Origin of the sequence: Marinobacterium sp. MBR-109, assembly GCF_040547565.1 — a bacterium.
GTDB lineage: Bacteria > Pseudomonadota > Gammaproteobacteria > Pseudomonadales > Balneatricaceae > Marinobacterium.
Genome location: NZ_JBEPPZ010000015.1, coordinates 17,031 through 35,005, shown reverse-complemented (window position 1 = coordinate 35,005; position 17,975 = coordinate 17,031). Strand labels below are relative to the sequence as shown.

Below are 17,975 nucleotides of genomic sequence, written 5' to 3'. Positions count from 1 at the left end.
GATGAAACTCCTCGTCACTGGCGGTGCCGGCTTTATCGGCTCGGCGGTTATCCGCCACATCATCCAGAACACTCAGGATAGCGTCGTCAATGTCGACAAGCTCACCTATGCAGGCAACCTTGAAAACCTGCGTGAAGTCGTCAGTTCTGACCGTTATGATTTCGAGCAGGTGGATATTTGTAACCGCACCGAGTTGGAGCGGGTGTTTGCCGAGCATCAGCCCGATGTCATCATGCACCTGGCCGCTGAAAGTCATGTAGACCGCTCCATCGATGGCCCGGCTGCGTTCATCGAAACCAACATTGTCGGCACTTATACCTTGCTGGAAGTCGCACGCAGCTATTGGCAAGGGCTGGACGATGTTCGCAAACAGGCATTCCGCTTCCACCATATCAGCACAGATGAAGTCTACGGCGACCTGCCGCATCCGGCAGAAGCGGATGATGCAACCCAGCACCTGTTCACTGAAACGACTGCCTATGCCCCCAGCAGCCCATACTCGGCCAGCAAAGCCAGCTCAGATCATCTGGTACGTGCCTGGATGCGCACCTATGGCTTCCCGGTACTGGTGACCAACTGCTCCAACAACTACGGGCCGTATCACTTCCCGGAAAAGCTGGTGCCGTTGATGATCCTCAATGCGCTGGAAGGCAAGCCACTGCCGGTCTACGGCAAGGGCGACCAGATCCGTGACTGGCTCTATGTGGAAGACCACGCGCGCGCACTGTATAAGGTGGTTACCGAAGGCAAAGTAGGCGAAACGTACAACATCGGCGGCCATAACGAAAAGCAGAACATCGAAGTGGTCCACACCATCTGCGATATCCTGCAGGAGCTTGCCCCGGCTGAAACAAGCTACCGCGACCTGATCACGCACGTTCAAGACCGCCCCGGCCACGACCGCCGCTACGCCATCGACGCCAGCAAAATCCAGCGCGAGCTGGGCTGGCAACCGGAAGAAACCTTCGAGTCCGGCATCCGCAAAACCGTGCAGTGGTATCTCGACAACCTGGAATGGTGCCGCCGCGTGCAGGATGGCACCTACCAGCGTGAGCGCCTTGGGCAGCTCTGATAGCAACTCATTCCGTCACAAGGACAGACCATGAAAGGCATTATCCTCGCCGGTGGTTCCGGCACCCGTTTGTATCCGATCACCAAAGGCGTGTCCAAGCAGTTGCTGCCGATCTACGACAAGCCGATGATCTATTACCCGCTCTCGGTACTGATGCTGGCGGGCATCCGTGACATCCTGATCATCTCCACCCCCGAAGACCTGCCCAACTTTGAAAAACTGCTAGGCGATGGCAGCAACTTTGGCATTCAACTCAGCTACGCCGAACAGCCCAGCCCGGACGGTTTGGCGCAGGCCTTTATCATCGGTGAAGAATTCATCGGTGATGACAGCGTATGCCTGGTACTGGGCGACAACATCTTCTACGGTCAGGGCTTTTCGCCCAAGCTGAAACAGGCGGCTGCCCGCACGTCCGGCGCGACCGTATTCGGCTATCAAGTTAAAGACCCTGAACGTTTTGGCGTGGTCGCTTTCGATGAAAACAACAAGGCGATATCCATTGAAGAAAAGCCCGAACAACCCAAGTCCAACTATGCCGTGACCGGCCTCTACTTCTACGACAACGACGTGGTGGAAATCGCCAAGCAGGTAAAACCCTCACACCGTGGCGAGCTGGAAATTACCAGCGTCAACCAGGCTTACCTTGAACGCGGCGATTTGAACGTAGAGCTGCTGGGCCGTGGCTTTGCCTGGCTGGACACCGGCACCCATGAAAGCCTGCTGGAAGCCGCGCAGTTTGTTGAAACCATCGAAAAGCGACAAGGCTACAAGGTTGCTTGTCTCGAAGAGATCGGCTTTAACAACGGATGGCTCACCAAAGAGCAGTTGAAAGAGCAGGGCGCCGCGCTCAGCAAAAATAGCTATGGCCAGTATTTGATGGCACTTGCGGGTGAAAAATCGTGATTCCTGTAACGAAGCCCTATCTGCCAGATCGGGAAAAGCTAAATAAATATCTGGATGGCATTTATGAGCGACAGTGGCTCACCAATAATGGCCCGTTGGTGCAAGAGCTGACCCGGCGACTGGAAGAATACTTGCGTGTGGACAACCTGCTCTTGGTGTCCAACGGCACTTTGGCGTTACAAATTGCATATCGCGCACTGGGTATTGCCGACAGTAACCGTTATTCTACACCTGAAGCGATCACGACTCCCTTTACCTTTATAGCGACCGCAAGCTCACTTAAATGGGAGGGTGTGCAACCGGTTTTCGCGGATATTGACCCGGAAAGCTGGTGCCTGAACCCTGTGGAAATCGAAGCGGCAATCACGCCCAATACTCGCGCGATTGTGCCTGTGCATGTGTTTGGTAATGCCTGTGATGTGGAAGCGATTGACAGTATTGCTGCTCGCCACAGTTTAAAAGTGGTGTATGACGCCTCGCACGCCTTTGGTGTCAGGTTTAAACAACAGAGCCTGCTTAGCTATGGTGACGCCGCAACCCTGAGTTTTCATGCCACCAAGCTGTTTCACACCATCGAAGGCGGTGCGATCGTTTTCAAGCACAAAGAAGACCTTGAGCGTGCCAAAAAGCTGATCAACTTTGGCATTACCGGCCCGGAACGCATTGAAGAGCTGGGTATTAATGCCAAGATGAATGAATTCCAGGCGGCGATGGGCTTGTGTTTGCTGGATGAGATAGAGGCTAACCTCCATGCGCGTGCGGCTGTAAAAGCTCGTTACGATGAGTGTTTGCCATCTTCACTTCAGCGGCAAAAGCGACACGCAGAAGCTAGCGTAAACCATGCCTATATGCCGGTAGTTTTTGAATCAGAGACACAGGCATTAGCGGTAAAAAAAAGACTAAGTGAATTCGGCATCACAGCTAGGCGCTATTTTTACCCGTCGCTTGATCAGGTAAATCTTGGTATTAGTTCGGAAAAATCCATGTGCGTTTCTCGTGATATTGCAAGTCGCATTCTGTGCTTGCCAGTTTATGCTGAATTATCCGAGTTGGACCAAAAAAGTATTGTAAATATGATCTTGAATGGCTTGGGTCTTTGACGCACGTCTTTGATAAGAGGTTCGATCCTAATTTATATGGGTTTTCTTATGAATGTTTTTTTTGTAACTGACAACAGGAAGTGGTTCAGTTTTTTAGACGCTTGGAGAAAAAAAAGGACGGAAAAAATTGCAATTTTTTGTTCCCCGAAAGGGGTGTCTTTATTCAAAGATGAAATTGATAGCGGTCTTATTTCTGAGTTGGACATAACGTCAAGCTATAGATCTCTTTGTGAGGAATTTGACCTGGGGGTTTCATGCCACTGTAAGCAGATTTTTCCTGAAGCCCTTGTTAGTGTTATACCGTGTTTTAATTTTCATCCTGGCTTAAATCCTCATAATCGAGGTTGGTTTCCACAAGTTTTCTCAATAATAAATGGTAAACCGGTTGGTGCTACACTGCACAGAATGGATAAAGAAATAGACCATGGCCCGGTTATAGATCAAGTAGAGGTAGATGTTAGAGATTGGGATACATCAAAGTCAGTCTATGATCGTGTTCTATCTGAAGAGTTTAAGTTGTTTAATAAGTGGATCGATAGGCTTATAAGATTTGAATATGAAGAAAAAAAATTGGATTCGGTTGGGAACTACAACTCAATCACCGATTTTAAAAAACTTTGTGAGATAGATCTCCAAAAAAAAGTTACTTTTAAAGAAGCTATAGATTATTTGCGGGCAATGACATTTGATGGTTATGATAATGCTTTTTTTGAGGGAGATGATGGTAAAAATATTTTTGTGTCTATAAATATCAAGATTAAGTGAATGAAGATTCTTCATATTGCTTCAGATAACAAGTTTATAGATCAGGCTTATACAGTTTTTGAGAAAGCATTTCCAGAAAGTAATAACTTTATAATCATATCGAAATCAAAAAATCTAAAATATGCCAAGCTAAAAAAATACAGCCATATAAAGTATACAGTCTCGCAGATAAGAAGACCGCGAGTCGGAAAACCAGAATATAAAAAATATGATTTAGTAATTTTCCATTCATTTGGCGATCTGTTATACCCAGAAATATTCAATGTTCCTGATGAATTATCAACAGTATGGATTGGGTGGGGTTATGATTATTATGATTTAATTGATAATCCAACTAATCTATTGCTGGGTGAAACAAAAAAGGTTGCTGCACAAAGCTATAAATCGATAATTCGATCGACAATTAGTAAGGTGCTTCGGGTTGCATTTAAATTCGCTGGTATTTCCAAGTCCAGGGAAAAGGCTATAGAAAGACTTTCGTTTTTTTCACCCGTTCTTCCGAATGAATACGACATGGTGCTAAGGTCCCGTAACTGGCAGAGCTTCCCGGAACATGCGCGCTGGAATTACGGTACCATGGAAGATCATCTCATTAAAGGTTTTGAAGGCGAGCAGATAGATGGCAATGCAATCCTGGTTGGCAATAGTGCTTCATTGACCTGCAATCATAAAGAAACATTTGATTTCCTGGTTAAAATAGGTGTTGAAAATCGTAAAGTTATAGCGCCGCTCAGCTATGGCGATACAGTATATGGTGAAAAGATTATAGCGCTGGGTAAAAAATATTTCGGTTCGGACTTTAATCCGTTGAAAGACTTTATGCCTATTCAAGATTATGTAGCTACTATCAAGCAATGTGGTTATGTGATTATGAATCATAAACGCCAGCAAGCGGTCGGTAATATTGTAATCATGTTGTATCTGGGTGCGCGTGTATTCTTGCGTGAAGAGAACCCGACATTTCCGTTTCTTAAAGATTTAGGCGTTGAGATTTCATCAGTACAAGAACTGGAAAAAGACATTTCACTGTTAGACACACCGCTATCCACTGAAGAAAAAGAGCGCAATAAGCGGTTAGTGAGTGATTACTGGTCAAGAGAGTCCGGTATTGCTCGTACAAAGGCGCTTGTAGCGCGTGCATTGAGCCTTGCAAATAAAAGCAATCGTATGCCAAGAGGCAGTGTGTGAGCGTTAAAAAACAAGCCCTGGGCGGAGTAAAGTGGACAACCGCCTCAATGTTCATCGTTACTGCACTTCAGTTCGCCCAGATGGCCATATTGGCTCGTTTTCTGGACCCGGCTGACTTCGGATTAATGGCCGTAATGATGGTTGTTATAGGCTTCAGCCAAGCGTTCCAAGATATGGGCATCAGTAATGCGATCATACAGCGCCAGCACATCACTCACACGCAGCTTTCCAGTTTGTACTGGTTGAACATTGCTTCTGGTGTAGTGCTTTGCCTCATTGTGCTAGCGATCTCGCCGCTTGTGGCGGACTTTTATGACGAGCCCAGAATCACCGGCCTGATGGCCATACTGTCTAGCGTGTTCGTGCTGGTGGCAATAGGAAACCAGTACAGGGTGTTGTGCCAGAAAGAGCTGGATTTCTGCACTATGGAAACTATCAATATTGTTGCCGCTATCGCTGCACTTGCAGTTGCTATAACTCTTGCGGTTCAAGGCGTTGGTGTGCTCACACTGGTCGTTGCCATGCTTACTCAGGCAGGGTTGGCAAGTGCGCTGTTTCTCTGGGTTGGTTTGCGCCACTATCACAAACCTTCTCTGGTCTATCGGCATTCTGAGCTGGGCGGTTTTTACGGGTTTGGTCTTTATCAGATGGGAGAGCGGTCGATCAATTACATCAGCGCCAATGCCGATAAGCTTATGATCGGTAAGTTGGTGGGAATGAATGCGACAGGTTTTTACAACCTCGCATGGCAGTTGATCATCTTTCCTTTGGCCAAAATCAACCCGATCGTCAATAAAGTGGCTTTCCCGGTTTACTCCAAGCTTCAGAACGACCCCGCTGCACTGAATCGTTATTACAGTTTCAATGTTAAAGCTCTCTCTATTATCACTATGCCGCTTCTGGCATTTCTGCTGTTCTTCTCTCAAGAAGTGGTGCGAGTTGTCTTCGGTGAGGGGTGGAGTGCTACAGCGGATTTGCTGCCCGCGCTTGCGCTGGTAGGAATTATGAAAGCCCTGGGCAATCCGGGTGGTGCCATTATTCTCGCACTGGGGCGAGCGGATGTCGGCTTCTGGTGGAACGTTATCTGGGCTATTTCAATAGTCACTGGGCTGACCATTGGGTTGCTGATCTCTCCATCGGCTCATACCGCTGTTTATGTTCTTCTGGGTTTGTCGTTAACAGTGGGCATGATCTGGCATATGTTGATTGCACGAATCGCAAAAGTTGAATATAGACCCATTGTGAAGCACTTTTTAAAGCTGTTCGTTGTTGTCATGAGTATAGGCTGGCTAGGTACATCACTAACAGATCTGATCGGCGTGAGCCATGCGTTACTCCGTATTTTCGTTGGGGGCCTGGTTTGCGCCCTGTTCTATAGCCTCTATCTGTACCTGTTCGAAAAGCCAATGTTTCAAATGCTTAAGAGAAATTCATAAATGCCTGGAATCTACGGTGTAGCAAATAGCAAGAATGCAAAAGCCAACCTCGATAAAATGGCTGATGCCATGTACCTGTATGACCATTTTATACAGGACTCGCTGTTCCATGATGACCATGTGGGCGCTTCGAGAGTACATACCGGTCAGGTTGGTGAAGCAGCAACTCCCGCAAGGCATGGTAACAACGTACTGTGGATTGAAGGCGAAGCCTACAATGTGAGTGGCGTTGCTGATGAACTTGGTTTAGAGGCTACAAGTCTTTCTAATTTACTTCTAGCCGCTGAGACTAGCCAACAGTTGGATAAGTGCCTGAACAGATTGGATGGTTATTTCTGTGCAGCGCTTTACAACGCAGAAACTCGGAAACTTAAGCTAATATCCGATCGCTTCGGCATGCGTTTACTGTACTGGTACCACAAAAATGGCGTATTTGCCTGGGGCAGTGAAGTTAAAGCCATTCTAGCTGTTGAAGGCGTAGATAAAGAGCTGGATCCAACCAGTTATGATTGCTTTATGGACCTTGGCTACCTGATGGGTGAGCACACATGGTTCGAGCACATCAAGCTGATTAAACCGGCAACCGCTATTGAGTACGATTTGGCGACCGACACAGTAAACCAGCACCACTATTGGAAATGGTCTGAGACCAAACCATCAAACCTGACGTTTGATGAGGCGGTAGATGAATTAGGTAAACGGTTCATAGAAGCTGTTCGGCGCCGATTCGACCCAAGCGAACGTATCGGGATTTCCCTTAGTGGTGGGTTGGATTCACGGGCGATTTTTGCGGCTGTTGATCACCTTTATCCGGATTACAAAGGCTATGCCTATACCTTCGGGATTCCCAGTTGTGACGACATTACCATTGCCGAGCAAGTGATCTCGCGCTCAAAAAACTGGCAGCATGAGAAGTTTTACTTTAGTTCAGATAATTGGTTCGAGCCACGTAAAGAGAAAATCTGGAACACCGATGGTATGCAGGACATGATGCATATGCATGGAAGCGAATTTTTACCAGAGGTGTCTCAGCATATGGCTGTTAACCTGAATGGTTATTGTGGGGATGCTATTATCGGTGGAGGCTTTTTGAGCCGTGTACCTTGGAATCAGAGAATTACTGCAGCAACTGCAAAATCATTTTACGGACGTTACGCTGGGTTGACAGATATCGATAGTGAATTTTACAACATCAATTATGTTGAGCCTAATTTGCATATGAATAGGGTGCGGCGGTTTACAGCCTATGGTTCCGTTAACGCCTTGCCTTGGTTGGATCAGCGCAAACCATTCTTTGATAATAATCTTGTGGAACTTATTTTTTCGATTCCTGACGAGTACCGTGCAAATAATCGCTTGTACTCTGTAATGCTGCAGAAATATTTTCCGAAATACTTCCGCGATATCCCGTGGCAACAAACTGGGAAGCCAGCAGCAGTTATACGTAAGCATGGTATCCTACATAGGGCAGTTCGAAAAGGCCTTAGAATCATTAAAAGCAGGATCGGAATAAAGTCTACTATTAGCTATACAGATTATCCTATTTGGATACGTGATAAATCCATTGCTAATCAACTGATATCTCTTCTAAATTATGAAACATCTGAGTATAAAAAATTCACAAACGATGATCTTGTAAAAAAATGGGTTCAGCCACATCTAAATAACAATATTTTAGATTATAGTAGAAAGGTTCTTAGAGCTTCAACAATTGAAATATACTTAAAAAGAGTCAAAGAGATAAAATAGAGCATTCACGGTTTAACAAATTCTCATGTTGAAAGTATAAACACCACACCATATTAAGTCTCTGATTTATTTTAAGTCTATTTAAATTTTTATTTTTATAAGAGGTGTTTCTTGGTTTTTATAGCTTTGTTGCTCTTCCTATTCTCAAACTTACTTTGTTACATCATAGATAAGTCAAAAAATCATCCTTTTATTTTCATATGGTTATTTAATATTCCATTTGTTTTTATGCCAATGCTGTACTGGTATAATCTCAATAGTGAATGGAATTCTTTTATTTTTGAATTTGCAATCTTCGCAACCTTTTGTAATTTGACATATGCGTTACTATCATATCTAAGTGACAAGCTTATTAGGGCTCGAAAATTTAGTTTTAATTTTATGTTCTACGAGGACAGTAAAAATAAAATCGTCTCAAAGTTTCTTTTTTATTGCCTAGTTCTGACCTTTTCTATAGTTGTTTTTACTAACATGCAGACATTACTGTCGCCAAAAAGATCAATCATTACAGTCTTATTGGTTTACATAATAATGTTTACTGCATCTTATATCATCTATTTTTATAACAACACAAAAAGCATGTTCTGGGTTGTTTGTCTGATATGTATCATGTTTGTTTTAATGTTCAAGAGTCGTGGTTCAATTGCATATATGATAATGCCAGTTGTATTTTATTTATTCATCCGTATGGGAGGCTTGAAAAAATATTTATATTTGGTTTTTTCAGGAGCGGTGTTGTTAGCACTGGTTATTTTAATAAAGGCCTACAGATGGTCAAGTGGGGATGGCTCATTAAATATTGATGCGTTTTATGATTTCATAGGATACCATTACTCGATTCTTTTCAGTCAGGGTGATCTTGCATTAATAGTTTACTCAAAATCTGCTTTTGAAATGTGTATGATAGGGTATGAAAACTGCGGTGGTTGGTCAGAATTCAATAAATTCATACATTTAATTTTTCCTTTTGCGGGCGAAGTTAAAAGTACAGCATACCTCATATGGGATTATGTAATAGGTGCATCTGAAATAAGGGGGAGCTTACATGCATTATCCTATGGCATAGCCTTTCTAGACGGCAGTTGGTTTGGCGTGCTTTACTTTGCTTTTTTAGCATTTATACGACAATCTGTTTTGATAATGATCACACGTTATCATTCTATATTTATAATTGGGCCATCGATATATTTTGCATTGTTTTTTTCTAGGGGGAGCGTTTACAATGGTTTTATACCGTTATTCTTTGTTTTAGTTATATCTTTTTTTCTGGTATTTTTTCAGAAAAGTTCATTTATTAAAGAAAGGTTTTAGCGCATTTGTCTTTTCATATATTTTAATTCGGAGATTTTTGACTTTGAATGCTATAATTTTCTATAGATTAGCCAATTACTTGTATCGAAAAAAAATACCTTTATTGCCAGTATTATTTAAATATTTGATATTTTTTGTTTTCAACTCCGTAGTTCCTTATTCTGTCGTTATAGGCAGAAATAGTAAGTTTGCTTATGGTGCGATCGGTGTCGTGATTCATAGCCGTACTGTCATAGGTGATAATGTTATTATAGGACAAAATGTTACTATTGGACGTCAACTTGATCCAAGGGGTGTGCCATCTATAGGTAATGATGTATACATATCTGCTGGCTCTCGTATACTTGGCGATATTAAAGTTGGCAATAATGTTATAATTGGCGCTAATTCTGTTGTTATTAAAGATGTGCCAGATAATTCTATTGTTGCTGGCGTCCCTGCAAAAATAATTAGAACTATAGATCGTAGTATATATGATCTTTTTGAAAATATTTACTGAGATAATAAATGAAGATTGCATTTTTTCAGCCTTACATGGCCAATTGGCGAATTCAATTTCTTGAGTACTTCATTAATAAATCTAAGCATGAAATCATAGTTTATGATGGTGGTTTTTCCAGTAAAAAAGATGATAAATCTGTCACTGGTAATAATGCGGATTTCAATTTTCATAAGTTTATCTCGTTATCTTTTGTTTTTGAGTTCAGAGGGCAGCCATATCCGGTTTATTTTTCGCCATTCCTGTTTTTTCGTTTAATTATAGACAGGCCAGACGTAATAGTTACAGAGGGGGAGATTAATTTTATAAATAATTTCTCAATTTGGCTCTATTGTATACTGTTTGATAAAAAATATGTATGGTGGAGTTTGGGTAAGGTCATCACGAGAAAAAAGAATGTCATAAATAAGTTATTAGACCCTTTTGTGAATTTTTTGTTATTTCGTTCCTCTTGTGTTATGGCGAGGAATAGTCAAGCAAAAAAATATTACCTTGATAAGGGTATTCCAGATGAAAGAATTATTGTCGCTCCCAACAGCATGGATGATGAGCGTGCATTGCGTGAAGTAGAATCAGATTTGCTTAGTTCATTAATTAAAAAGAAAGGCTCAAGAAAGGTAATTCTTTATGTGGGGGCGTTAGTATCTACGAAGCGACCAGCCGATTTGATTGATATGTTGGAGCAACATGTCAATAAGTTGGAGCGTGATTATGAACTATGGTATGTAGGGGCTGGCCCTATTGAAAATGACTTAAAACGTAGGGTCGTTGAACGAGGGCTTGATAATCGTGTTCGATTCTTTGGGAAGGTATTTGATGGTGTGGGCTCCTATTTTTCAGTAGCGGACGTTGTTGTAGTACCTGGATTAGGCGGTTTGGTTATTAACCATGCTATGATATTCGGTACGCCGGTTGTAAGTCGGCCAGCTGATGGTACTGAAAAAGATCTAATCATTGATGGCATTACCGGCTATATCGTTAATGATTATGATAACTCTGCATTAGCCATGGCGGTTGATACTTTGTTGTGCTCAGAGAATTCAGCTGAAATGAGACAGCAAGTGCTTTCCCACGTGCAGAAAAATTGGAATATAAAGATTATGTATGACCGTGCCATGGAGTGTATTATGGATGCAAATGCAACCCCAATAATAAAAAACATACACAAAAAATAAATATTTTTATTTGTCATGGATTTTTCACATGTCTCATAAAAGTAATATATGTTATGTATGTGAGTCATGCTCTATAAATGTCTTAAGTGCAGTGGAGCAAATAGGCTATAAGGGGCAGTCGCTGGCTGTTGATATGGCGTATTCCCTGTGTCAGTCCTGCGGAATGGAATTCGTGGCGACTGAGCAGATTCTTGCCAATGATCGTGCTGTTATTATCGCCAAGCGCAGGGCCGACCATCTGCTTACACCTGAAGAGATTCATCAGGCCAGGGCTGTGCTCGCCTGATCTAGGAAAAAGCCGCCGAGATGCTTGGTGGTGGTCGCAATGCCTTCTCAAAATACGAGCGCGGCGAAGTGGCACAAAGTGTGGCAATGGATCGCATTATTAGAGTTTGTCAGACACATCCGTCTTTGCTGGTCTAACTAAGTTCCGAAAGGCGTCAGTTAATAAGCCTTCGGGCGTATCTGGAATTCATGAAAAAATTCTTTAGATTGCTGCATACGCTTCGTTATTTGAAAGCGCGGCAGGTGCTGTATCGTATTTATTACCGCTTCCGTAAACCGAAACCATACACCAAACCTGCACCATACCAGCGTAACGCTTTAGTTGATTGGTCTGCGCCCGCCTTTATGGTGCCGTCTACGCATGATGGTAAAACCTTCACCTTTTTAGGAACGACTGCACAGTTAAATGCTGACTGGAATTCAGCCGAGTTTCCCAAACTCTGGCTATATAACCTGCATTATCAAGATGATCTGAATTCTGTAGGCGCAGAAGAGGACCGTGCGTTGTGCAGGCAGTTAGTGGATGGCTGGATTACAGCGAACCCGCCGCTGCAGGGAAATGGTTGGGAGCCTTATTGTATCTCTCTGCGTGTGGTTAATTGGGTGAAGTGGCTAAGCCGCCTAAAACCTGAAGAGATCAAGCCAGAGTGGGTTGAATCGCTTGCAAGCCAGGTTGATGCCCTTGATCAGCAGCTTGAGTATCATATTTTGGCTAACCACCTGTTTGCTAATGCCAAGGCGCTGGTGTTTGCCGGTGTGTTCTTTGGTGGACAGCAGGGTGATTATTGGTTGCAAAAAGGTTTGAAGCTGGTTGATCAGGAGGTGGCTGAGCAGTTTCTGGCAGATGGGGCGCACTATGAGCTTTCGCCGATGTATCACGCGATTTTGCTCTGGGATTTGGCGGACCTGATCTGTTTGCAGCAAAACACAAAACTGCCATGGTTTCAGCAAAGATCTGCAGAATGGAAACAGCGTTTTGCTGCCGGGCTGCAGTGGCTGCAGAGTATGGTTCACCCAGATCAGGATCTGTCGTTTTTCAATGATGCAACTCTGGGAATTGCCCCGACACTGAGTGACCTTACCGGTTATGCTGAGTACTTGGGAATAGAGGCTCCCGTGTCAACGGCAGTTAGCCAACTTCAAGGCAGGCTGCTGGTGGCCAGTGGGTATGCAGTGATTGATTGGCCCGCAAACCATCGGCTGGTTGCTGATTTGGCATGTGTTGGTCCCGATTACCAGCCCGGTCATGCGCATGCCGATACCTTGAGCTGTGAGTTGAGTCTTTTCGGGCAACGTGTGTTTGTCAATTCTGGCATCTCTCAATATGGCGAGGATGCTGAACGACACAGGCAGCGTTCGACCGCTGCACATAATACCCTTGAAGTGGATGGCGAGAACTCGTCTGAAGTGTGGGCCGGGTTTCGTGTGGCAAGACGGGCCAGACCATTGGATGTGGATATGCGCCAAGGCGATGAACATGTCGTCTTGAATGCTGCCCACGATGGTTATCGGCGCCTTGCCGGTAAGGTTACGCATCAGCGGCAATGGTTGGCAGAGTCAGCAAGCCTGACTATCACGGATGAGCTTGCTGGCCGGTACACGCATGCTATTGCTTACTGGCATCTGCATCCCGATATTGGGTTGGTACGACTGAGTGATACATGTTTCGAACTAAAGCTGCCCCAGAGGCAAGTAGCCCGCCTTAATATCACAGGTGCCGATGTTGAGGTGCGTGAGAGTACCTGGCATCCCGGTTTTGGTAAGTCGATCAGTAATCAAAAACTGGTGCTAAAACTGTCCGGGCATACACTGAAGACTCAAGTCGAATGGAGTTCTGATTGAGAATCCTGTTTTTAAGTTTTTACTATCATCCTGATCTGTCTGCCGGATCTTTCCGCAACACTGCGCTGGTTTCTGAATTGAAAGACCAGTTACCTGCAGGTAGCCACATTGATGTGATAACCACACTGCCGTCTCGCTATGCCAGTTTCAGCGTTGATGCGCCCCAGAATGAAGAAGTTGATGGCGTAACGGTTAAGCGTATCGCGCTGCCAGGGCATAAAAGTGGCATGCTTGACCAGTCTCGTGCGTTTATAACCTACGCTCGTGAAGCTGTGAAACTGACTAAGCTAAAAGACTATGACTTGATATATGCCAGCTCGTCTCGTTTGATGACAGCGGCTTTGGGTGCGTTGATCGCACGGAAGAAGAAACTGCCTTTGTATCTCGATATCCGCGACATTTTCGTGGATACGATTAAGGATGTGCTATCACGCAAATTGGTATGGGCGTTGAAGCCGCTGTTTTCGGCAGTCGAGAAATGGGCGGTTAAGCGTGCGCAAAAGGTCAACCTTGTATCAGGTGGTTTCCGACAGTATTTCGAGTCGCGCTATCCTGGAAAAGACTTTAGCTACTTCACTAATGGCATCGATCAGGAGTTCATCAATGCACAACCTGAAACTGCCGGCGATGGTAAATCGCATATACCGGAAGTGGTCTACGCCGGTAATTTTGGAGAAGGACAGGGGCTGCATTCGATCATTCCACAGTTGGCAAAATACTACGAGGGTCAGCTGAACTTCAAGCTACTGGGCGATGGTGGACGTAAATCACAGCTTGAAGCTGCTTTGCAGGCACACAAGGTGACTAACGTTGAGTTACTTGCACCCGTGAGCAGAGGTGAATTGATCAAGATTTATCAACAGGCCGACGTTTTGTTTCTGCACCTGAATGATTACGATGCATTCCTTAAAGTGCTTCCGTCGAAAATCTTTGAGTACGCCGCAGTTGGGAAACCGATTTGGGCTGGTGTCTCAGGCTTTGCTGCTGAATTTTTACATGAGCATGTGACTAATGCGGCTGTATTTCATCCCTGTAACGTTCAGCAGGGGATTGAGTCGTTTGAGAGCTTGGAGTTGAACACTCAGCCACGTAAGGCATTTGTCGAGACATTTTCCAGGGAAAGCATTATGCGAGAGATGGCCTCCGACATCTTACAAACTGTGGGGCATAAGGCACCATGAATGTTCTTTTAACCGGCGCCACCGGTTTTCTCGGTAGCCGACTTGCCAAGGTTTTAAACTCCAAGCCGGATGTAAGTCTAACCGCCGCTGTGCGCTGTCTTATTGAAATACCCGCTGCGCACATTGTTGAAGTTCAGGGCCTTGATACCAACACCGACTGGTCAACCGCCCTGACTAATCAACAAACCGTCATCCACGCCGCCGCCCGTGCACACATCATGAAAGACGAAGTACCTGACCCGTTGGCGGAATACCGGCGCGTCAATGTGGACGGCACGTTCAACCTTGCCCGTCAGGCAGCTGCGGCAGGTGTGAAGCGCTTTGTCTTTATCAGCTCGATCAAGGTAAATGGTGAGCAGACGCCTTTGGGACAGCCGTTCACGGCTAATGACACACCTGCGCCAGAGGATGCCTACGGGATTTCAAAGTGGGAAGCAGAACAAGGTTTGCAGCAACTGGCGTCTGAAACCGGTATGGAGGTGGTAATTATCCGCCCGCCTCTGGTGTACGGTCCGGGTGTGAAGGGCAACTTCGCCAGTATGATCAGTCTTGTGAAAAAGGGACTTCCGCTCCCCCTGGGTGCCATCCACAACAAACGCTCGCTGGTGGCTGTGGATAATCTGGTCGACCTGATTATTACCTGCATCGATCACCCTGCGGCCGCCAATCAGGTGTTTCTGGCGGGAGATGGCCACGATCTCTCCACCACTGAACTGTTGCGAGGTGTTGCAGAAGCAATGGGCAAGCCTTCTCGGTTAATCCCGGTACCGGCATCGATGCTCAAGCTGGGTGCCACAATGTTGGGTAAAAAGGCAGTCGCGCAGCGATTGTTGGGTTCGCTCCAGGTGGATATCAGCAAAGCGCGTAGTCTGCTGGGCTGGGAGCCGCCAGTATCGGTGGAAGAAGGTTTGAAGAGGTGTTTTAAGTGATTCGTATCTTTGATTTTGTGTTCTCCCTGCTGGGGTTGGTGTGCGGTTTTCCAGTGTTGTTGCTGCTGACGTTGATCGGCTTTTTTGATACCGGCTCGCCCATCTTCCGGCAGGAACGGGTAGGACGGCATAAAAAACCGTTCACGCTGGTGAAGTTTCGCACGATGCGCAAGGACACCGCTTCGGTTGCAAGCCATCTTGCCAGTGCCGACGCCATTACTCCCTTTGGTCACTTTCTGCGCCGGACCAAGCTGGATGAGCTTCCGCAGTTGTGGAACGTGCTTAAGGGCGAGATGAGTCTGGTTGGGCCGCGTCCGTGCCTGTTCAATCAGGAGGAGTTAATTGCCGAGCGTGAGCAGCGCGCTGTACTGAATGCCCGCCCCGGTATTACCGGTCTGGCACAGGTGAATGATATCGATATGTCGACCCCGAAACTGCTGGCCGAAACCGATCAGACCATGCTGCAGAATCTGACGGTGGGTGCGTATTTCAAGTATATTTTCATGACCGTCGCCGGCAAGGGTGCAGGAGATCGGGTGCCGGGTAAGGAATAGGTTCAGCGGCTAAATAACCATCACTCCACGGAAGGAGTCCACATGAAGAAGATAGTCATCTGTGCCGATGGCACTCGCAATACCCCGGGCCCAGACAGAGGCAAACCATGACGCAAACAGATGATGTTCGTTGGCATCAACGCTTACAGAATTACCGATCTGCATTCAATGAGTTGGATGAGGCGGTTGCGTTAAGCAACCAGCGAGGCCTGTCCAAGCTGGAAGAACAGGGGCTGATTCAGGCTTTTGAATATACCTATGAGCTGGCCTGGAACACCATCAAGGACTTTTATCAGAATCAGGGTGAAACCGGCATACAGGGCAGTCGAGATGCCATTCGACTGGCCTTTGAGCGCGGCTTGATCGAATCGGGAGAGTCCTGGATGGCAATGATCAAAAGCCGCACGCTGACATCGCATACGTACAACCGTGAAACGGCCCGGTTGATAGCGGATCAAATTCTCAATCACTACCACCCTCTGCTTAAAGACCTGTTGGTGGCGTTGGAACAGCGGCGTGACCAGCAGTAGGGCATTACCGGGGCTGCCAACGGGTATGCTTGAAACGCTCCAGGCCGAGTTGAAACGTTATCCTGAGGTACAGCGTGCGATTTTGTTTGGGTCTCGCGCCATGGGCACCCATCGGCATAATTCTGATATTGACCTCTGTCTTGACGCACCTGAGCTGCCGTTTCAAAGCTTTCTGCAGCTGGCGGCGTCACTGGATGAGCGGGTGTTGCCCTACAGTCTTGATCTGATACTCAAGCACCATATTGATAACCCGGAACTGATCGCTCACATTCAGCGGGTGGGGCAACTTGTGTATGATCGTGAAATGAATTAACCCACCCACTCCACGGAAGGAGTTCACATGAAAAAGATCGTCATCTGTGCCGATGGCACCTGGCAGTCGCCGGAATCTGACTGCGCAACTCACATCCTTCGCATCGCCCGCGGCATCGCTCCGGAAGATGCCGCCGGCAACAAGCAGGTGGTATTTTACGACTGGGGCGTAGGCTCTGATGGCGATGCGCTGTCTGGCGGCGTGACCGGCAGCGGCATCGACAAGAACATTCTCGATTGTTACCGCTTTCTGGTACACAACTACGACGAGGGCGATCAGCTCTATCTGTTCGGCTTCAGCCGCGGTGCCTATACCGTGCGCTCGCTGGCGGGCTTGATCGGCAACTGCGGCATTGTGCGCCGCGAGCATGTCGACACAATAGCCAGTGCTTACTCACATTACCGCCGCCGCAACCGTGCTTCTTCGCCGAGCAGCGACCGGTCAGCCCGCTTCCGTCACCAGTATGCTGTCGCCGATTAGACCCCGGTGCATTTTGTGGGTGTCTTGGATACGGTGGGCGCGTTGGGGATACCGGCCCCGTTTCTGGGGACCTTGGGCAGTGAGCGCTATCTGTTTCACAGTAATAAAGGGGTCTGTCCCCCTTTAAAGGAGTATGGGGTCTGAGATCTGTAGTGGCGTTCTTAATAGCCTTTTGCGTACACACTCAAGCACTGGCGGCTTGTATTCTGCCACTTGAGTCCGCTGGAAAGATAATCGGCAAAATTCAGGTCGAGGTGGCCAGTGATGCCATATCGCGCTCCGAAGGATTGATGTACCGGCAAGAGTTGCCGAGCGGGCATGGCATGCTGTTGATCTACCCATTTGAAGGCCAGGCAGCTGTCTGGATGCGCAACACCTATATCCCGCTGGATATTATTTTTATGGACAAAACCGGTACAATCAGCCGCGTAGTTTCCCGTGCAGTACCGGGCAGTGAGTATATACACCGGGGGGAAGGCCAGGATATGGCCGTTTTGGAAATCAATGCAGGCGAGGCATCAGCCATGGGGCTGGCTGCCGGTGATCGGGCACGCATGGACGTGCTGGTCTCTGCCTGCAACCTATCTTCATGATCAGACAGGGAGTGGATACCTGATGAAACATGCTGCACCTTTTGTACTGGCGCCGCGTTGTCCGCCTCGG

20 protein-coding genes are annotated in these 17,975 nt (G+C 46.4%); all 20 read left to right on the top strand.

The annotated features are described in order from the left end of the window. Nucleotide 1: 1 nt before the first annotated feature. Nucleotides 2-1,072 (top strand): dTDP-glucose 4,6-dehydratase, encoded by a 1,071-nt coding sequence (gene rfbB, locus ABIE60_RS15430; RefSeq protein ID WP_354470413.1) that lies wholly within the window; start codon nucleotides 2-4, stop codon nucleotides 1,070-1,072. A 30-nt stretch (nucleotides 1,073-1,102) separates the two neighbouring features. After that, nucleotides 1,103-1,975 (top strand): glucose-1-phosphate thymidylyltransferase RfbA, encoded by an 873-nt coding sequence (gene rfbA / locus ABIE60_RS15425; protein WP_354470412.1) that lies wholly within the window; start codon nucleotides 1,103-1,105, stop codon nucleotides 1,973-1,975. Beyond that, a complete protein-coding gene (locus tag ABIE60_RS15420; protein ID WP_354470411.1) occupies nucleotides 1,972-3,075 on the top strand; it encodes a DegT/DnrJ/EryC1/StrS family aminotransferase in 1,104 nt (367 codons plus the stop codon). Before rfbA ends, ABIE60_RS15420 begins: the two co-directional genes overlap by 4 nt. A gap of 48 nt (nucleotides 3,076-3,123) precedes the next feature. After that, nucleotides 3,124-3,840, top strand: coding sequence for a dTDP-4-amino-4,6-dideoxyglucose formyltransferase (locus ABIE60_RS15415; RefSeq protein WP_354470410.1), 717 nt, complete (start codon nucleotides 3,124-3,126; stop codon nucleotides 3,838-3,840). Then, nucleotides 3,841-5,028, top strand: coding sequence for a TDP-N-acetylfucosamine:lipid II N-acetylfucosaminyltransferase family protein (locus tag ABIE60_RS15410; protein WP_354470409.1), 1,188 nt, complete (start codon nucleotides 3,841-3,843; stop codon nucleotides 5,026-5,028). It begins immediately after the preceding gene. After that, complete coding sequence (locus tag ABIE60_RS15405) at nucleotides 5,025-6,464, top strand: MOP flippase family protein (protein ID WP_354470408.1); 1,440 nt, start codon at nucleotides 5,025-5,027, stop codon at nucleotides 6,462-6,464. Before ABIE60_RS15410 ends, ABIE60_RS15405 begins: the two co-directional genes overlap by 4 nt. Continuing rightward, on the top strand, nucleotides 6,465-8,213 hold the full coding sequence (locus ABIE60_RS15400; RefSeq protein WP_354470407.1) for an asparagine synthase-related protein: 1,749 nt from the start codon (nucleotides 6,465-6,467) through the stop codon (nucleotides 8,211-8,213). It abuts the gene before it with no gap. A 621-nt stretch (nucleotides 8,214-8,834) separates the two neighbouring features. After that, on the top strand, nucleotides 8,835-9,524 hold the full coding sequence (locus ABIE60_RS15395; RefSeq protein WP_354470406.1) for a hypothetical protein: 690 nt from the start codon (nucleotides 8,835-8,837) through the stop codon (nucleotides 9,522-9,524). A 43-nt stretch (nucleotides 9,525-9,567) separates the two neighbouring features. Further along, complete coding sequence (locus ABIE60_RS15390; RefSeq protein WP_354470405.1) at nucleotides 9,568-10,023, top strand: serine O-acetyltransferase; 456 nt, start codon at nucleotides 9,568-9,570, stop codon at nucleotides 10,021-10,023. Between the two features lie 8 nt (nucleotides 10,024-10,031). After that, on the top strand, nucleotides 10,032-11,198 hold the full coding sequence (locus tag ABIE60_RS15385; protein ID WP_354470404.1) for a glycosyltransferase: 1,167 nt from the start codon (nucleotides 10,032-10,034) through the stop codon (nucleotides 11,196-11,198). Nucleotides 11,199-11,331: 133 nt separating this feature from the next. Beyond that, a complete protein-coding gene (locus ABIE60_RS15380; RefSeq protein ID WP_354470403.1) occupies nucleotides 11,332-11,484 on the top strand; it encodes a hypothetical protein in 153 nt (50 codons plus the stop codon). 20 nt (nucleotides 11,485-11,504) lie between these two features. Further along, nucleotides 11,505-11,621: a type II toxin-antitoxin system MqsA family antitoxin gene (locus ABIE60_RS15375; RefSeq protein WP_354470402.1), complete on the top strand. Its 117-nt coding sequence runs from the start codon at nucleotides 11,505-11,507 to the stop codon at nucleotides 11,619-11,621. Between the two features lie 51 nt (nucleotides 11,622-11,672). Next, nucleotides 11,673-13,325 carry a heparinase II/III family protein gene (locus tag ABIE60_RS15370; protein ID WP_354470401.1) on the top strand — a complete coding sequence of 551 codons (1,653 nt, stop codon included), beginning with the start codon at nucleotides 11,673-11,675 and terminating at the stop codon, nucleotides 13,323-13,325. After that, nucleotides 13,322-14,506 carry a glycosyltransferase family 4 protein gene (locus tag ABIE60_RS15365; protein WP_354470400.1) on the top strand — a complete coding sequence of 395 codons (1,185 nt, stop codon included), beginning with the start codon at nucleotides 13,322-13,324 and terminating at the stop codon, nucleotides 14,504-14,506. Before ABIE60_RS15370 ends, ABIE60_RS15365 begins: the two co-directional genes overlap by 4 nt. After that, nucleotides 14,503-15,435 (top strand): UDP-glucose 4-epimerase family protein, encoded by a 933-nt coding sequence (locus ABIE60_RS15360; RefSeq protein WP_354470399.1) that lies wholly within the window; start codon nucleotides 14,503-14,505, stop codon nucleotides 15,433-15,435. Before ABIE60_RS15365 ends, ABIE60_RS15360 begins: the two co-directional genes overlap by 4 nt. Beyond that, entirely contained in the window at nucleotides 15,432-15,989 is a 558-nt protein-coding gene (locus ABIE60_RS15355) for a sugar transferase (RefSeq protein ID WP_354470398.1), read from the top strand. The genes ABIE60_RS15360 and ABIE60_RS15355 overlap by 4 nt, the downstream gene beginning before the upstream one ends. 107 nt (nucleotides 15,990-16,096) lie before the next feature. After that, the gene (locus ABIE60_RS15350; RefSeq protein ID WP_354470397.1) at nucleotides 16,097-16,519 is read left to right on the top strand and encodes a nucleotidyltransferase substrate binding protein; all 423 of its coding nucleotides are present in this window, start codon (nucleotides 16,097-16,099) and stop codon (nucleotides 16,517-16,519) included. A gap of 25 nt (nucleotides 16,520-16,544) precedes the next feature. Then, complete coding sequence (locus ABIE60_RS15345; protein ID WP_354470396.1) at nucleotides 16,545-16,832, top strand: nucleotidyltransferase domain-containing protein; 288 nt, start codon at nucleotides 16,545-16,547, stop codon at nucleotides 16,830-16,832. 27 nt (nucleotides 16,833-16,859) lie between these two features. Beyond that, on the top strand, nucleotides 16,860-17,312 hold the full coding sequence (locus ABIE60_RS15340) for a phospholipase effector Tle1 domain-containing protein (protein WP_354470395.1): 453 nt from the start codon (nucleotides 16,860-16,862) through the stop codon (nucleotides 17,310-17,312). Between the two features lie 152 nt (nucleotides 17,313-17,464). Further along, nucleotides 17,465-17,905, top strand: a complete 441-nt coding sequence (locus tag ABIE60_RS15335) for a DUF192 domain-containing protein (protein ID WP_354470394.1) — start codon at nucleotides 17,465-17,467, stop codon at nucleotides 17,903-17,905. The last annotated feature ends 70 nt before the right edge of the window (nucleotides 17,906-17,975 follow it).

Coding starts and splice junctions, on each gene's coding strand:
- ABIE60_RS15380 (WP_354470403.1), top strand. CDS start 11,332: ATGGCGTATTCCCTGTGTCAGTCCTGCGGAATGGAATTCGTGGCGACT.
- rfbA (WP_354470412.1), top strand. CDS start 1,103: ATGAAAGGCATTATCCTCGCCGGTGGTTCCGGCACCCGTTTGTATCCG.
- ABIE60_RS15410 (WP_354470409.1), top strand. CDS start 3,841: ATGAAGATTCTTCATATTGCTTCAGATAACAAGTTTATAGATCAGGCT.
- rfbB (WP_354470413.1), top strand. CDS start 2: ATGAAACTCCTCGTCACTGGCGGTGCCGGCTTTATCGGCTCGGCGGTT.
- ABIE60_RS15375 (WP_354470402.1), top strand. CDS start 11,505: ATGCTTGGTGGTGGTCGCAATGCCTTCTCAAAATACGAGCGCGGCGAA.
- ABIE60_RS15350 (WP_354470397.1), top strand. CDS start 16,097: ATGACGCAAACAGATGATGTTCGTTGGCATCAACGCTTACAGAATTAC.
- ABIE60_RS15360 (WP_354470399.1), top strand. CDS start 14,503: ATGAATGTTCTTTTAACCGGCGCCACCGGTTTTCTCGGTAGCCGACTT.
- ABIE60_RS15400 (WP_354470407.1), top strand. CDS start 6,465: ATGCCTGGAATCTACGGTGTAGCAAATAGCAAGAATGCAAAAGCCAAC.
- ABIE60_RS15385 (WP_354470404.1), top strand. CDS start 10,032: ATGAAGATTGCATTTTTTCAGCCTTACATGGCCAATTGGCGAATTCAA.
- ABIE60_RS15370 (WP_354470401.1), top strand. CDS start 11,673: ATGAAAAAATTCTTTAGATTGCTGCATACGCTTCGTTATTTGAAAGCG.
- ABIE60_RS15345 (WP_354470396.1), top strand. CDS start 16,545: ATGCTTGAAACGCTCCAGGCCGAGTTGAAACGTTATCCTGAGGTACAG.
- ABIE60_RS15415 (WP_354470410.1), top strand. CDS start 3,124: ATGAATGTTTTTTTTGTAACTGACAACAGGAAGTGGTTCAGTTTTTTA.
- ABIE60_RS15395 (WP_354470406.1), top strand. CDS start 8,835: ATGTTCAAGAGTCGTGGTTCAATTGCATATATGATAATGCCAGTTGTA.
- ABIE60_RS15340 (WP_354470395.1), top strand. CDS start 16,860: ATGAAAAAGATCGTCATCTGTGCCGATGGCACCTGGCAGTCGCCGGAA.